The sequence below is a fragment of the Leucobacter sp. CX87 genome, assembly GCF_018682295.1.
Lineage (GTDB): Bacteria > Actinomycetota > Actinomycetes > Actinomycetales > Microbacteriaceae > Cx-87.
Genome location: NZ_JAFIRI010000001.1, coordinates 63342 through 78127, shown reverse-complemented (window position 1 = coordinate 78127; position 14786 = coordinate 63342). Strand labels below are relative to the sequence as shown.

The 14786-nt window shown below is 67.8% G+C and carries 13 protein-coding genes; 4 read left to right on the top strand and 9 right to left on the bottom strand.

Features of this window, described 5'->3' with window-relative positions:
* Positions 1-28 precede the first annotated feature (28 nt).
* From KOE53_RS00360 to KOE53_RS00325, 8 genes are all read right to left on the bottom strand, one after another.
* Positions 29-1969 (bottom strand): hypothetical protein, encoded by a 1941-nt coding sequence (locus KOE53_RS00360; protein WP_188057023.1) that lies wholly within the window; start codon positions 1967-1969, stop codon positions 29-31.
* A 250-nt stretch (positions 1970-2219) separates the two neighbouring features.
* A complete protein-coding gene (locus KOE53_RS00355; protein WP_188057022.1) occupies positions 2220-2777 on the bottom strand; it encodes a YceI family protein in 558 nt (185 codons plus the stop codon).
* 145 nt (positions 2778-2922) lie between these two features.
* On the bottom strand, positions 2923-3660 hold the full coding sequence (locus KOE53_RS00350) for a type 1 glutamine amidotransferase (protein ID WP_353055538.1): 738 nt from the start codon (positions 3658-3660) through the stop codon (positions 2923-2925).
* Positions 3657-5003, bottom strand: a complete 1347-nt coding sequence (locus KOE53_RS00345; protein WP_188057021.1) for a Mur ligase family protein — start codon at positions 5001-5003, stop codon at positions 3657-3659. Before KOE53_RS00345 ends, KOE53_RS00350 begins: the two co-directional genes overlap by 4 nt.
* Before the next feature lie 63 nt (positions 5004-5066).
* On the bottom strand, positions 5067-6092 hold the full coding sequence (locus KOE53_RS00340; RefSeq protein ID WP_188057020.1) for an Fpg/Nei family DNA glycosylase: 1026 nt from the start codon (positions 6090-6092) through the stop codon (positions 5067-5069).
* Between the two features lie 67 nt (positions 6093-6159).
* Positions 6160-6654 carry a ribose-5-phosphate isomerase gene (locus KOE53_RS00335; protein WP_188044962.1) on the bottom strand — a complete coding sequence of 165 codons (495 nt, stop codon included), beginning with the start codon at positions 6652-6654 and terminating at the stop codon, positions 6160-6162.
* 46 nt (positions 6655-6700) lie between these two features.
* Positions 6701-7321, bottom strand: coding sequence for a DsbA family protein (locus tag KOE53_RS00330; protein ID WP_188057019.1), 621 nt, complete (start codon positions 7319-7321; stop codon positions 6701-6703).
* Positions 7322-7334: 13 nt separating this feature from the next.
* Positions 7335-8318, bottom strand: a complete 984-nt coding sequence (locus KOE53_RS00325) for an aldo/keto reductase (RefSeq protein WP_188057018.1) — start codon at positions 8316-8318, stop codon at positions 7335-7337.
* Positions 8319-8385: 67 nt separating this feature from the next.
* On the opposite strand from KOE53_RS00325, the gene pepN reads away from it, so the two are divergent.
* From pepN to KOE53_RS00310, 3 genes are read left to right on the top strand one after another with little or no spacing between them, the layout of a single operon-like run.
* Positions 8386-10944 (top strand): aminopeptidase N, encoded by a 2559-nt coding sequence (gene pepN, locus KOE53_RS00320; RefSeq protein WP_188057017.1) that lies wholly within the window; start codon positions 8386-8388, stop codon positions 10942-10944.
* A 3-nt stretch (positions 10945-10947) separates the two neighbouring features.
* Positions 10948-11847 carry a mechanosensitive ion channel family protein gene (locus tag KOE53_RS00315; RefSeq protein ID WP_241095572.1) on the top strand — a complete coding sequence of 300 codons (900 nt, stop codon included), beginning with the start codon at positions 10948-10950 and terminating at the stop codon, positions 11845-11847.
* A 23-nt stretch (positions 11848-11870) separates the two neighbouring features.
* A complete protein-coding gene (locus KOE53_RS00310) occupies positions 11871-12293 on the top strand; it encodes a globin (RefSeq protein WP_188057292.1) in 423 nt (140 codons plus the stop codon).
* Here KOE53_RS00310 and KOE53_RS00305 read toward each other — a convergent pair.
* Entirely contained in the window at positions 12290-12946 is a 657-nt protein-coding gene (locus KOE53_RS00305) for a DUF8185 domain-containing protein (RefSeq protein ID WP_188057016.1), read from the bottom strand. The two genes, KOE53_RS00310 and KOE53_RS00305, sit on opposite strands and share 4 nt — an antisense overlap.
* A gap of 107 nt (positions 12947-13053) precedes the next feature.
* Between KOE53_RS00305 and KOE53_RS00300 the strand changes: the two genes are divergently transcribed.
* Positions 13054-14757 carry an FAD-binding dehydrogenase gene (locus tag KOE53_RS00300; RefSeq protein WP_188057015.1) on the top strand — a complete coding sequence of 568 codons (1704 nt, stop codon included), beginning with the start codon at positions 13054-13056 and terminating at the stop codon, positions 14755-14757.
* The last annotated feature ends 29 nt before the right edge of the window (positions 14758-14786 follow it).

The window sequence follows — 14786 nt, the reverse complement described above, 5'->3', positions numbered from 1 at the left end:
CCCGGCCTCATTCTTGTTTACCCGGAGGTTACTTCGTGACCGTACGGCGACGCCCAGCGACTGCAAGGGCTGCACCCAAACCCAGCGCCGCGAGCACCGCGATCGATACACCCGCGGTGGTGTTCGAACCAGTGCTTGCGAGGCTGGCATTCGGCGCAGCCGGCACCGGCTGATCCGGAGCAGTGCTCCGGATTTCCAGCAGGCGCCCGCTCGTGTCCAGTTTGAACCACATCACGTTGGTGACCGAATCGCCCAGGTAGCTCGTGCCAGCCAGGGTACTCGTGTGCCAACCGGCGGCCAGGCCTGCAGGAATCAAGCCCGCTCCCCCCACAGCCCCGAGCGAGTCCGCGTCTCCCGTCGCGATCTGCTGCGGAGTCGAACGAACCGTCTGGGTCCACCCGCTCTCAGCTTCAAGGCCGAGCGCGCTTGCCCGAATCTCCGTGCCAGCGGCGACGTCGCCGATGTTCGCCGCGAACTCCTGAGACAGCACCACGTCATGCGTCACGGTGCCGGGGAGCAGCTCAACCGCAACGATCGGCTGGCTCATGTCGCGAGCAGGGTTCTGTTGCTGGCCGAGCGCGACGAAGATCGAATCGTCGAAGAGTTCGTCGGGCACCCCGTACAGGCGGAAGGCGACCGGCAGCCCAGCGTCGTCGGTCAGGATCTCGCCGTCCAAGCCCTCGGGGAGGTTCCAAACATCAGAGCTGAATCCGTCCCGCAGGGCGTCCATCCCGGTGAGGGTCAGCGCAAAGGTCTCATCGACCTCCTCGCCAATGGAGTAAGCGAACGCGGGCGCATCGAACACAAAGCCGCAAGCGCCGGGCGCCGCCTCGAGAGCGGTGTTGTAGGTCGTGGCAAAATTGGCGAACACCTTAGCAGCGTAGGCGTCGATCGCGGCGCGGTCGGGGCAGCTCCGGTAGTCGATGAGAGCGTTGGACAACGAGGCGGAAGTCGTGACTCCGAAGCCGAACGAAATCTGATCCGAGTAGTCGCCTTGCGCAAAGGCGCCCGCGGAGACCCACAGCAGTGCCGGGTCGCTCAGCTGGAAATCGTCATCCGTCAGCGTTCCCCTCGCGCCCAAGGGCGTCACCCGGGTGGAACCGTCTGACCCCAGATTTCCATCGATCTGAATATCGATGTTCGCGGGCGTATTCGTGCCGGCGAGAACGACGCTCGTGTTCCAGGTGACCCAGCTGCCCATGAAGAGCCGTTCGACGGTCACATCTACGAAAGCGCTCTCCGTCGAGGACCAAACGCCCTGATCGGTGAACGTCACGCTGTGATCGGTGACCACGGGCTCCGTGTCAGCGGTGAAGATGTACTCCGCGGCATCGATTGCCGAGCCCACGTCTCGGGTAAAGACGAATCCAAAAACGTCGTAGGCGTCGCCCCTGAGTTCAGTTGATGCATCGGAGATCTCACCTGAGGTGAGGCAAACGTTCTCGAAGGTGACGCTGTTCGTCCGCATATCTATGTACCGAGGGTTCGAGTTCCAGTCACAGAGCTTTGCAATATTGGTGATGTTGGCGCCATCAGCGACGAGCGCAAGGCCCGGCGCCTCATCCGTCTTCTCTTCAGGCTCCACCACTTCCTGCGCAGCGAACACCACGTCAACCGCCGCAGCGCTCACGGTGTCCGCGGCAATGTCAGCAGTGCCCGGCTCATAAATCCGGATAGACAGCGTGTGCGCGACACTGTTGTCGCTCACGCCCCATCCCCACGCGTATTCCGCTCCGTTGAGAGCTGAGGCGGCAAGTGTGTCCCCAGCGATGACGCCATCCACGAAGATCGCGGCAATCGCGTCTTCCGGAGCATTCGTGGCAAGGGTGGCCGTCTCGCCCGCAGCGAGCGACGTCGAGCTTGCCGTGAGTTCGTAGCTGACGGGTACCGCGAGCGCAGCCGCACTCATCCCCAACACGCTTCCGAGACTCAACGCGACGGTCGCAACGACCGACAATAGCTTTTTCATGTATTCCCCATTGAAATAGGTAGTGACGCATCAATGTTCAGAGACAGTTTCTCTGCCAAATCCACACAATACTGGAAAAAACAACGAAAAGCTTTACGCAATCCAAATTAGGCCCGAGGCCACTTCCCAGTCGGGCGCCACGGTGCGACGCCACATGGCCCCGCGCCGCCAAGACCACAAACGGCGGGCGCGAGAGCCGAAGCCCTCGCGCCCGCCGAATTCAGCGCCAATGGCGCAGGCAACTGGCGAACTACGCCTGCAACGCAGCCTGCACGTCAATCGTGATGGTGACGTCCGAACCAAGGAGGAAGCCACCCTTTTCGAGGGTCGAGTTCCAGCTGAGGCCGAAGTCCTCACGCTTGACGACCGTGGTCGCGGTGAAGCCGGCACGGTAGCCGCCCTGGGGGTCCTCGCCAAAGCCACCAAACTCGAAGTCGAAGGTGACGGGGAGCGTCACGCCGCGCATGGTGAGGTCGCCGTCAACCTTGTAGTCGCCACCCTCGACGCGCACACCGGTCGACACGAACGTCAAGTTCGGGAACTCCTCGGCGGCGAAGAAGTCGCCTGTGCGCAGGTGACCGTCGCGGTTCGGCTCCTTGGTGTCGATCGACGCCACCTCAGCGGAAGCGATCACCGACGACTCGAGCGGGTTCTCTCCCGTCACAAACGTGGCGTCGAAGTTGCCGAAGCTCCCCTTGACCTTGCTGATCGCGAGGTGGCGGATCGAGAAGCCCACCTCAGAGTGAACCTTGTCAATGGTCCAGGTGCCGGCGCGGTATCCAGGAATCTGTTCGACGGTGATCGACATGCAACTTCTCCTCAGTGATTGAAACTTCAAGTACAACACCAGAGTAACATCGCATCCCCTCGAGCACAAGCATTCACGTGAATGCAATTGTGCGGCCGCGTGGGCCGCTTGCTCGTGGGGCCCGAGTCGGGCGCCCCGCCCGGCGCTACCTCGGCCGGCGCTTCGCGCTCTCGCGAGCCCGGGCCACGGTCTCCGACTCCCCCGCGACCGGAACGAACTCGCCGAACTTCCGCCGAGCTGCCTCGCCAATCAGGAAGTCACTCAACCGCGGGTTCTTCGGCAGCAGCGATCCGTGCAGGTAGCTGCCGATCACGTTGCCCGTGCGCGCACCCTCGACTCCGTCGGTGGGATTGTTCCCGGCGCCCTGCAGCACGCGGCCCAGCGGCTCGGATCCGGGGCCGAGCACCGTGACCCCACTGTGGTTTTCGTAGCCGACGATCTCGCCAAACTCGGAAGAATCGAGCAGGATGTTGCCGATCATGCGCTCTTCGCCGCCCCGAGTCTCGACGTCCAGCACGCCGATCCCGGTGAGTTCGTCTCCGCCGATCGTGACGAAACGATGACCGAAGAGCTGAAACAGCCCGCAGATCATGAGCATCGGCACGCCGTCATCGGCGAGACGCCGAAGTTCATCCGCACGCGCGGCGAGATCGATCGCGACCCGACCCTGGCCAGAGTCCTGCCCGCCTCCACCCAGCACGATATCGACCGTCTCGGGCATCGGATCCCCAGGGTTCACCTCGACCACACGCGGCGCGAAGCCATGCGCCCGGGCCCGCCGAGCGAGCGCGAGGACGTTGCCCCGGTCGCCGTAGATGTTCATGTCACGCGGGTAGAGCGAGACGATGACCAACTCGCGCTCGTCTTGAGTTTCGGTGCTCACCAGATCTCCTCAACCTCGGTCAGAGTCGACAGTTCCTGTCGCAGCGCCAGCATGGCGGTGTACGTGCAATAGATCCTGCGCGGCCTGCCCGGCGTGCGCTCGCGGAATGCGGCAAGCGCCACGGAGAGGTCCTCCTCGACGCCCCCGACCGCGACATCGTCGTGCTCGAGCCTGAGCGCCATGTCCCACGCGCGCGTGCCGCCGACCATGTCGACGCCCAACGCCGCGAGCGAACCGAAATCGACATCCCAGAGCCACGACATGTCGCGCCCGTCCGCGTACTGGTCGTTGATCGCGATCATCGTGGCACTATCGCCAGCGTCGTATGACGCGAGGCCCAGGCGGAACCCGGCCGGGTTCTTCACGAGCACGAGATCGAGCGGCTGCCCATCGAGCTCGAGCCGTTCGCCCCGCCCAAACGCCGGCCGAACCGTCGACAGCGCGGTGACGAGCGCCCGCATGTCCGCATCGGCACCAAGCGCAAGGCGCACCGTCGCGAGCGCAGCGGCCGCGTTGAACGTGTTGTAGAGGCCCTCGAGTTGCAGTGTGGTCAGCCAGTCGGCCCCGTCCACACGGAATACCGCGGTGTGGTCTCCGACCTCGGTCAGCGTCACATCCGCGACCGGACGAGCCTCGCCGGGCGCCCCCTCGGTTCCCGTCACGGAGGCCTCTGCCCCACCCCGATGGAAGTCGTCGTCGCTCGGGAACATCGCACGCAGCGCCTCCGAGAGGCCGAACTCGCGCACCTCGATCGCCCCGTCCGGCGATCCTGCCGCACGCGCCGCGGCCGTGCCCCCCTCCCGCACCCGCTCGCCGATCGCGGCAAGCAGCGGGTCCTCGCGATTCACAACCAGGCCGTGCGTCGTCGCATCTGCGATGCGCTGGAGCAGCTTCGCCGTCGTGTCGATCTCGCCGAAACGATCGAGCTGGTCGCGCAGCACGTTCAGCAGCAGCGTGTGCCGGGGCTTCACCCGGTCGATGAAGTACATCGCGTGCGCCTCGTCGAGCTCGAGCACCGCGATGTCCGCGGCGAGCTTGCCGCCGATCGAACACTCCTGAATCGCCGCGGCGACGACCCCGCGCGAGAAGTTGGAGCCAGTCTTGTTTGTGAAGACGCGCAGTCCCTGGGCTTCGAGGATCTCGACGATCATCTTGGTCGTCGTGGTCTTGCCATTCGTGCCGCTCACCGCAATGACTCCGTACGGCAGTCGCGCAAGCGTGCGGGACAGGTACCCGGGGTCGATGGTTTCCACCACGAGGCCGGGCAGGGCAGAACCGCCGCCACGCAGCCTTGCGAGCTGACGCACCGTCTTGCCGATCACGGTGGAGAGAAAATCGCGCATGCCTCAAGCGTAGCGGCGCAACGGCGCCGGATCCTGGCGCTCGGGCGCCCGCCGGAATTCTCGCTATCCGAGGGCTGAGGCGCGGGCGTCCTGGCAGCCCGGGCACCAGTAGAGCTTTCGTGCCCCAAACTCCTCCAGCACGATGTTCGCGCCGCACCGTTTGCAGGGGGTGCCCTCGAGTTTGTATACCGAGTGCCGCTCGTCGCGCTCGACGAGGGCCCGCTGATATGCGTCGCCCTCGAGCCCGTCGATCGTGATCATCTGCCCGACCGTGATCCCGATTTCGAGCAGGTGCGCCCAGTCGTCCCAGAGCGCGCCGAGTACGCGCTCCCCCACGGCCTTGGCCGGCGTGTGCGGGTCGAGACCCGCGCGAAACAGCATCTCGGCGCGGTAGACGTTGCCAATTCCGGCGACGATCGACTGGTCCATCAGTACGAGGCCGATCGGCGTGGACTTCTTGGCGGCGCGTTCGATGAAGCGGGCGCGCTCCGCCGGCGTGTTGGCGTTCGCAGGATCCGGGCCGAGGCGGTGCATCACCGCGTCCACCTCGGCGGGCGTCAACACCTCGCATGCCGTCGGTCCGCGCAGGTCCGCGCACACCGATTCGGTGAGCAGCCGCACCCGCACTTGGCCCACGGGTTCGGGCGGGAAGGTGAGCCCGGCGTCACCCGCCTTGTCGTGTTCAGCCATCCGCACGCGGGTCCGTCTCGGCGCACCGATCGAGGCGACGGAGTCCTCGCCCTCGCGATCGACCGCCCCCTCGCCCGTGCTCGCGCCCTGCATGCCGACCTGACCCAGTTTCGAGTGCCCGGGCGTCTGCCCGTGGATCTGGATCGACGGGTCTACCCGAATCTCGCCCGAGAAGTCCCACGCGCCGTAGATGCCGAGGTGCACCCGCAGCCAGTCGCGGCCCTCGAATTCGAGGAACATCTGTTTGCCGACCGCGCGGGCGTCCGTCATCTCGCGGCCATCCAGGATCGCCGCACCCTGCGCGAAACGGCCCTGGGGGCTCGAGACTCGCGGCTTCGTGCCCACGAAGTTCACCCGAAACTGGCGGGTGATGCGGTGGACGGAGTGGCCCTCGGGCATCGCTTGGCTCCTCGGCGGGTGTGGGGGCGCGGCTCAGCGTTGGCCAAGCCGCGGCCGCGGCGGACGGTTAGTCGAGCTGGTCGACGTGCGCAGCGGCGATGTCGCCGGTCTGCTCGTATTCCCCGAGCTGCGCGATGCGGCGCACGTGCCGCTCCTCCTCGGTGAACGGGGTGGCGACAAACAGGTCGATAAACCGGATCGCCTCGTCGGCGCTGTGCTGGCGCGCGCCGATCGAGATGACGTTGGCGTTGTTGTGCTCGCGCGCGAGCGTCGCCGTCGAGTCGCTCCACACGAGCGCCGCGCGGATCCCTTGGACCTTGTTCGCCGCCATCTGCTCACCGTTGCCCGAACCGCCAAAGACGACTCCGAGCGCCTCGACTCCTTCGCGCTGGTCGCGGGCGACCGCCTGGGCCGCGTTGATGCAGAACGCGGGGTAGTCGTCGAGGGCGTCGTATTCGACGGGTCCGTGATCAACGACTTCGTGACCCGCCTCGCTCAGGTGCTGCTGCACCTGGCGGCTGAAGTCGAGTCCGGCGTGGTCGGTGGCGACGTGAATGCGCATAGGGGTCTTGCTCCTGCTCGGGGTGTGCGTGGGTGGTCGAAAAGATCTAGAACTGCGGGTCGACGGTGCGGCTGCGCTTGAGTTCGAAGAAGGCGGGCACGCTCGCGACGGCGACGACCCCGTCCCAGAGGCGCAGCGCGTCGTCCCCGGTCGGCGCGGGCGACACAACGGGGCCGAAGAACGCGACGCCGTCAACCGACAGGATCGGCGTGCCGACGTCCTGGCCGACGCGGGAGATGCCGCTACCGTGACTTTCGCGCAGGCTCGCGTCGAACTCGTCGCTGTCCGCGTAGTCGGCGTCGGAGGCGGGCAGGCCAGCTGCGGCGAGCGCCTCGGCGATGATCGCGTCCCAGTCCGTGCGCTCCCCGGGGTGGATCCGGCTTCCCAGGGCGTCGTACAGGGGCTTGACGGCCTGCTGGCCGTGGGTCTCGCGCACTGCGTTCACGAGGCGTGCGAGGCGGAGTGCGCGGGGCAGGAAGTCGCGGTACGTCTCCGGCAGGTCCTCGCGGTCCTCGTTCAGAATCGCGAGGCTCATGATGTTCCACTGAATCTCGAAGCCGCGTGCCTCGGCGACCTCTTCCGCCCATCGGCTCGTCATCCAGGCCCAGGGGCAGCTGGGGTCAAACCAGAATTCGACGGACGCGGGGACGGCGGAAGTCTCAGTCATGCTTCGATCTTATCTAGGCAGGAACTGGGAACAGACCGTCGATCGCCTCCCGCTGCTGGGCATCCGGCCGCCAGGCGGTGCCCGCCGCCGCGTTCAGGCGCACCTGCTCCGGCGTCGTAGCGCCGGCGATGACGCTCGCGATCGGGGAGTGATCGAGCATCCACCCGAACGTCGCCTCGAGCATGCTCACTCCCCACACCTCGCAGAGCGCCCGATACACGTCAAGGGCGTCCCAGTCGGCCTGCTGGGCGACATGGGGGCGCTGGCGCATGATGCGACTGTCGGCCGGGAAGTGGTCGCGCCTGAACTTGCCGGTGAGGAGCCCGTTCGCCAGGGGGAAGAACGGCAACAGTCCCAGCCCGAAGCGGCGGGCCGCCGGCAGCACCTCCCGGTCGCTCTCACGGTGCACGAGGCTGAACTCGTTCTGGGCGGTGACGAACCCAGTGGCGCCGAGCTCGGCGGCAATGTAGTGCGCGTCCGCTATCTGCCACCCGGCGAGGTTGGAGTGCCCGATCGCGCGGACCTTGCCTTCGCGCACGAGCTCGTCGAGCGCGGCGATGGTTTCGGCGATGGGCGTCGCGGGGTCGGGGTGGTGCAGCTGGTACAGGTCGATCCGGTCGGTGCCGAGCCGGGTGAGTGACCCCTCGACCGCCTGCCGGATGTAGGCTCGCGACCCGGGTCGGTCGTACCCCGCATAGGGACTCTCAACACCGGGGAGCCCGAACTTGGTGGCGAGCACGATCTCGTCGCGCCGCGCGGCCAGCGGGGCGCGCATGAGTTCCTCGCTGCGCCCGAAGGTGTGCCCGTACATGTCCGCGGTATCGAACAGGGTGATGCCGGCGTCGAGCGCGGCACCAATCACCGCGTCGGTTCCCGCCTGGTCTTCGGTGGCCGACCCCGGCCGCCCGAAATTGTTGCAGCCGAGTCCGACGACCGAGACACGGAGGCTGGAGGAGCCCAGGGAACGTACGGAGTCGAATTCTGCGTGAGCGTGCATGCCGACAGCCTAGGCTGGTTCGTGGCCCGCGCCGCGGACCATTCTTCCGATTCCCCGAAGGAGCACCGTGCCTGGAGAGAACCTCACCCGCGTCGAAGCCGTGGAGCGCGCCGCCATTGTTCGCACGTCCACCTACGAGGTCGCGCTTGATCTCACGCGCGGAGCCGAGACCTACCAGACTGTGACGACCGTACGCTTCGCGGCGACGGCCGGGGCGTCGAGCTTCATCGATGCGATCTCCGAGACCGTTCACTCGGTCGTCCTCAATGGCGTCTCGCTCGACCCCGCGGAGGTCTACGCCGACTCCCGCATCCAGCTCCCCCAGTTGCAGGCGGAGAACGAGCTCACCATTGTCTCCGACCAGCGCTACACGAACACCGGTGAAGGGCTGCATCGCTTCGTGGATCCTGCCGATGACGAGGTGTACCTGTACTCGCAGTTCGAGGTCCCCGACTCGCGGCGCATGTTCCCCGTCTTTGAGCAGCCGGATCTGAAGGCCACCTTCCGTTTCACCGTCACCGCGCCCGCCCGCTGGCAGGTCGTGAGCAACCAGCCCACCCCCGAGCCGACGCCTGCGGGAACCGTCGACGGTGTCGAGATGGCGACGTGGGCGTTTGGCGCCACCCCTGTGATGTCGAGCTACATCACCGCCCTGATCGCGGGCCCCTACCACTCGGTGCACAGCGAGCTCACGAACGCCGACGGTCGCACCATCCCCCTCGGAGTCTTCTGCCGGTCCTCGCTCGCCGAGTACCTCGACGCCGACTACATTTTCGACAAGACGCGCGAGGGGTTCGCGTTCTTCGCCGAACAGTTCGACTACCCGTACCCGTTCGACAAGTACGACCAGCTCTTCGTGCCCGAGTTCAACATGGGCGCGATGGAGAACATCGGCGCCGTGACCTTCACCGAGTCGTACGTGTTCCGCAGCAAGGTGACCGACGCGATCCGTGAGCGCAGGGTCGTCACGATCCTGCACGAGCTCGCACACATGTGGTTCGGCGACCTCGTCACGATGCGCTGGTGGAACGATCTCTGGCTGAACGAGTCGTTCGCCGAGTACATGTCGACGCTCGCGACCGCGCAGGCGACCGAGTGGACCGACGCCTGGACCACCTTTGTTGCGTCCGAGAAGTCCTGGGCCTACCGCCAGGATCAGCTGCCGTCGACCCACCCCATCGTCGCCCCCATCCGCGACCTCGAAGACGTCATGGTGAACTTCGACGGCATCACCTACGCCAAGGGCGCCTCCGTGCTCAAGCAGCTCGTCGCCTGGGTCGGCCAGGAGCCGTTCATGCGCGGCGTACACGACTACTTCGTCAAGCACGCCTACGGCAACACCGAGCTGCCGGACCTGCTCACCGAGCTCGAGGCGCAGAGCGGCCGCGACCTGACCGACTGGGCCCAGAAGTGGCTCGAGACCGCCGGGGTCAACACGCTGCGGGCCGAGTTCGAGCTCGACGAGGACGGGCGCTATCGCTCGTTCGCGATCACCCAGACGGCGATTGATGCCTACCCGACGATTCGCCCGCACCGCCTGGCGCTCGGCCTGTACCGCCGAAGCGGCGGCGAGGTCGTCCGCGAGCAGCGCATCGAGCTCGACGTCGACGGCGACCGCACCGAGGTGCCCGAGCTCGTTGGCGTCGCCCACCCCGACCTACTGCTGCTCAACGACGACGACCTCAGCTACGCGAAGATCCGCCTCGACGCGGTCTCGCTCGCCACCGCCTCCGATGCGCTCGGCGCATTCCCGTCGTCGCTAGCCCGGGGTCTTGTCTGGGGCGCGATCTGGGACGCGACGCGTGACGGCGAGCTGCCCGCGAGCGACTTCATCGACATCGCGCTGGCACACCTCGGCCGCGAGACCGGCTCGACCACGCTTCGCACGGTGCTCGGGCAGCTGCTGCTCGCCTCGGCCTCGTACGTCGCCCCCGAGCGTCGCGCCGACACGCTGGTGCGGGTCGCCGACGGGCTCTGGCAGCTCGCGGTCGACGCCGACGAGGGTTCGGACGCGCAGTTCCAGTTCGTCCGCTCGTTCGCGCAGCTTGCCTCGACCGACGAGCAGCTCGACACCGTGCTCGGGCTGCTCGAGGAGCGCATCAGCCTCGGCGGTCTCGACATCGACACTGACCTCGGCTGGGAGCTGCTCATCTCGCTCGCCGCCGGCGGTCGGGCCACCCGCGCCGAAATCGAGGAGGCGCTGGCCGGCGATCGCACCGCCACCGGCCAGCAGTCCGCGGCGCACGCCCTCGCGGCGCTGCCGACCGCGGCGGACAAGGCGCTGGCCTGGGCCGGGGTGTGCGACCAGGCCGGGGCGTCGAACCTCATCATCCGGGCGACGGGGCTCGGCTTCTGCCGCGTTCACGACCGCGAGCTGCTCGCCCCGTTCGTCGCGCCGTTCTTCGACTCGCTGGCTCGCATCTGGGACGACCGCAGCTACGCGATCGCGGAGGAGATCATCGACGGCTTCTACCCCGGGGCGCTCGCGAACTCCGCGCTGCTCGAGGCGACGAACGCCTGGCTCGACGCGAACCCCGACAGCGCGCCGGCGCTTCGCCGCATGATCGCTGAACACGCCGATGGCATCGCCCGGGCGCTGCGCGTCCAGGCCGCGGACCGGCGGTAACGCGTGATCCTCGCGGAGAGCACCGGCTGGGCGGCGGTCACCGAGTGGATGGGCCTGTACGGCATGCCCATCCGCATCCTCGCGATCCTCGTCGGCGCGGTCATCGTACGCTGGATCCTGCTGGTCGGCCTCCAGCGCACCGTCCAGAAGGTCGTCAGCGGGGTCAAGAAGAATCAGCGGGTCGAGTCGACTCGTGAGATGGTGCAGTCCCCACTGCTTGCCGCCCGGGTGGTGCAGCGCACGCGGACGCTCGGCACGGTCGGCAGCAACCTCATCACCATCATGGTGGCCACGGTGACGTTCTTCTGGGTACTCAGCGAGCTGGGCGTGAACATCACCGCGGTGCTGGCCTCGGCCGGCTTCGTCGCCGCTGGCCTGTCCTTTGGCGCGCAGAACATCGTGAAGGACCTGCTCAGCGGGATCTTCATGGTGTTCGAAGATCAGCTCGGCGTCGGCGACACTGTCGTGATCGGCGAAGTCCATGGCACCGTCGAGATGGTGGGCCTCCGCATCACACAGGTCCGGTCGAGCGACGGCGCGCTCTGGTTTATCCGCAACGGCGAGATCCTGAAGCTCGGCAACCTCTCGCACGACTGGGGCCGCTCGCGCATCGACCTCACCGTCAGCGCGGATCAGCCGCTCGAGGACGTCCAGCGCCTCGCGCTCGACGCAGCGGAAGAGCTGCACCACGACCCGCTCCTCGCCCGGAAGATCATCGGCGTGCCGGAGATGCTCGGCCTGCAGCTGGCCACTCCCGAGGAGCTCACCCTGCGGCTCACACTCAAGACCCGGCCGGGGGCACAGGACGAGATCGGGCGCGCACTGACGACCCGCATCAAGGCACACTTCGACGAGGCCGGCATTCCCCTCGCGGTGCGATCGATTGAGGGAGGCACCGCGTGAGCGAGCCCGTGAACACCCCGGCCATGCGCGAGCCCGGCGCCGACGACACCGAGGTCGGCGCGTTCCCCGCCGACACCGTGTGGACGCAGGTCGGCGGCGAGGAGACGTTCGACCGCCTAGTGCGCGCGTTCTACCGCGGGGTCCGCGCGGACCCGGTGCTCGCGCCGATGTACCCGGAGGACGACTGGGAAGGTGCCATCTGGCGCTTCCGCACCTTCCTCGAGCAGTATTGGGGCGGGCCGAGCACCTACTCCGAGACGCGCGGACACCCCCGGCTGCGCATGCGGCACATGCCGTTCCAAATCGACCACGACGCCCGCGAGCGCTGGCTGAAGCACATGTCGGCCGCGCTCGACGAGGTGCAACTGCCGCCCATGCAGGACGCGGCGATGCGCGACTACTTCGAACGCGCGGCGCTCGCGATGGTGAATCACCTGGAGCGTTAGCGTCCCCGTACCAGCGCGTGCCCGCGGTCGGTGCTCAACCGGCTCCAGGTCGACGACGTGTACTGACGCGCGACCGACTCACCCGCGAGGAATCCCGCGGCCTCGAGCGCGAACGCCGCAGCAGCGGGGACGCCAGGGGCGATTTCCGCGCCCCAGACCGATGCGCGCACCTTAGTCACAAGCGCCTCGCCGGGATCCTGCGGGAGCGCCTCGGCAACCCGCTCAATGCCGGCCTTCGCGGCGGTCGCCAGCGACGGGCCGTCGATCGCGCCGACCTGCTCCCAGCCGGACACCGGCGGGAGCACGCCTGCCCACGCGGCAGTGACCTGGTTCGGCGGCAGCTCGATCGTGCGCCCGGCGAAGCTCAGGCGGGCAATACGATCCAGGATCGCGCGACCCTCGACCAGCGCGTCGATGGGCTCGGACGTCTCACCGTCCGCCGGCTCCGCCAGCGCGAACCCGCGCATCACGAGCACGACCGGGGTCGAATCAAGCAGCCCAGCCGGTGCTTGCGTGCAGCCATATACGGCGAGCACCCCGCCACGGGTGACGAGGCGCACCTCAGGCCGAGCGGAGCGCTGCAGGCGTTCCAGGAAGATCTTGAGGTCCTCTCGCGTCGACGGATCGGCAAGCGTAAACGAGGAGGGGGCCATAGGCATCAACGCTACCGGCTCGCACCGTGCCGAGACGGTGAGTTCACTGGAGGCACCTCCCCCAATAGACTGCGGGCAGGAATCGGATGCAGGGCAAAGGAGCCGACATGGAATCCGCAGCACACACGAGCCGCGTCGCGATTGTCGGCGCGGGCCTGGCCGGCCTCGTCGCGGCGGCCGAACTGCTCGACCGCGGCATCTCAGTCACCATCTACGACCAGGAGGGGCCCGCGAACCTCGGCGGCCAGGCGCACTGGTCATTCGGTGGCCTTTTCCTCATCGACTCCCCCGAACAGCGTCGCCTCGGCGTGCAAGACAGCCGCGAGCTCGCAGGCGACGACTGGGCGGCCACCGCAGGCTTTGACCGCGACGAGGACGACGATGCACGCGCGTGGGCCGAGAACTACCTCGACTTTGCCTCCGGCGAGAAGCGTGCCTGGCTGCACGGGCTCGGCGTGCGGTTCTTCCCCGTCGTGGGCTGGGCCGAGCGCGGCCCCGACCGCGCCATGGGCAACAGCGTGCCCCGCTTCCACATCGTCTGGGGCACGGGCCCCGGAATCGTCGCCCCCTTCGCCGAACGGCTGCAGCGCGGCATTGCCGAGGGCCGGGCGCACTACCGCCCCCGCCACCGCATCACCGAACTCCTCACCGAGGACGGACGCGTGACCGGCCTGCGCGGCGAGCGACTCGAGGCGGACGACGCGCCGCGCGGCGAGGCCTCGAACCGCAACATAATCGGCGAGTTCAGTCACCACGCCGAAGCCGTCCTCATCGCCACCGGGGGCATCGGCGGCAACCCCGCGCTCGTCCGCGCGGCCTGGCCCGATCGCCTCGGCGCGCCGCCCGCCGCGATGCTCGCCGGTGTTCCCGCGCACGTCGACGGTGCGGGCCTCGCGATCGCTGAGCGCGCCGGCGCCCAACTCGTGAACGGCGAACGGATGTGGCACTACACCGAGGGAATCATCAATCACTCCCCCGTCTGGAATCAGCACGGCATCAGGATCCTGCCCGGGCCCTCTTCCCTCTGGCTCGACGCAACCGGGCGCCGGCTGCCGGCCACGGCTCTGCCCGGATTCGACACGCTCGGCGCGCTCGAGGAGCTGCGGAAGACGGGCCACGACCACTCCTGGTTCGTGCTCACCCAGAAGATCATCGAGAAGGAGTTCGCGCTCTCGGGCAGCGAGCAGAACCCCGATCTCACGAACAAGGACTTCCGGCTGCTGCTGCAGCGGCTCGGTTCTGGGGCCCCCGGCCCGGTGCGGGCCTTCCAGGATCACGGCGTCGACTTCGTGAGCGCGAGCGACCCAGCAACCCTCGCCCAGCGCATGCTTGAGCTCGACGCCGAGGGCGGTCACGGCACCGCGCTCGACCCGGGCGCGGTCGTCTCGGCCATCCGCGACCGAGATCAGGCCTTCCAGGATCCCCTCAGCTCAGACCCCCAGGTCGCCGCAGTGCGCGAGGCGCGGAAGTACCTGGGCGACAAGCTCATCCGCACGGCGGCGCCGCACGCGTTGACCGATCCGAAGGCCGGGCCGATGATCGCGGTGCGCCTGCATCTCGTGACGCGGAAGTCGCTCGGCGGGATCCGGACCGCGCAAAGCGGCGCCGTGCGCGGCACGGAGGGCGCGGTGATCCCTGGCCTATACGCCGCTGGCGAGGCCTCCGGATTTGGCGGGGGCGGCGTGCACGGCTACCGGGCGCTCGAGGGAACATTCCTCGGCGGCTGCCTCTTCACCGGGCGCACGGCCGGCCGCTCGATCGCCGACGCGCTCGAGCCGCGCCCCGGCGCCCGATCCGGCCCGATTCAATAGACTGAAGCCCTACCCCGGCGCGACCGGGC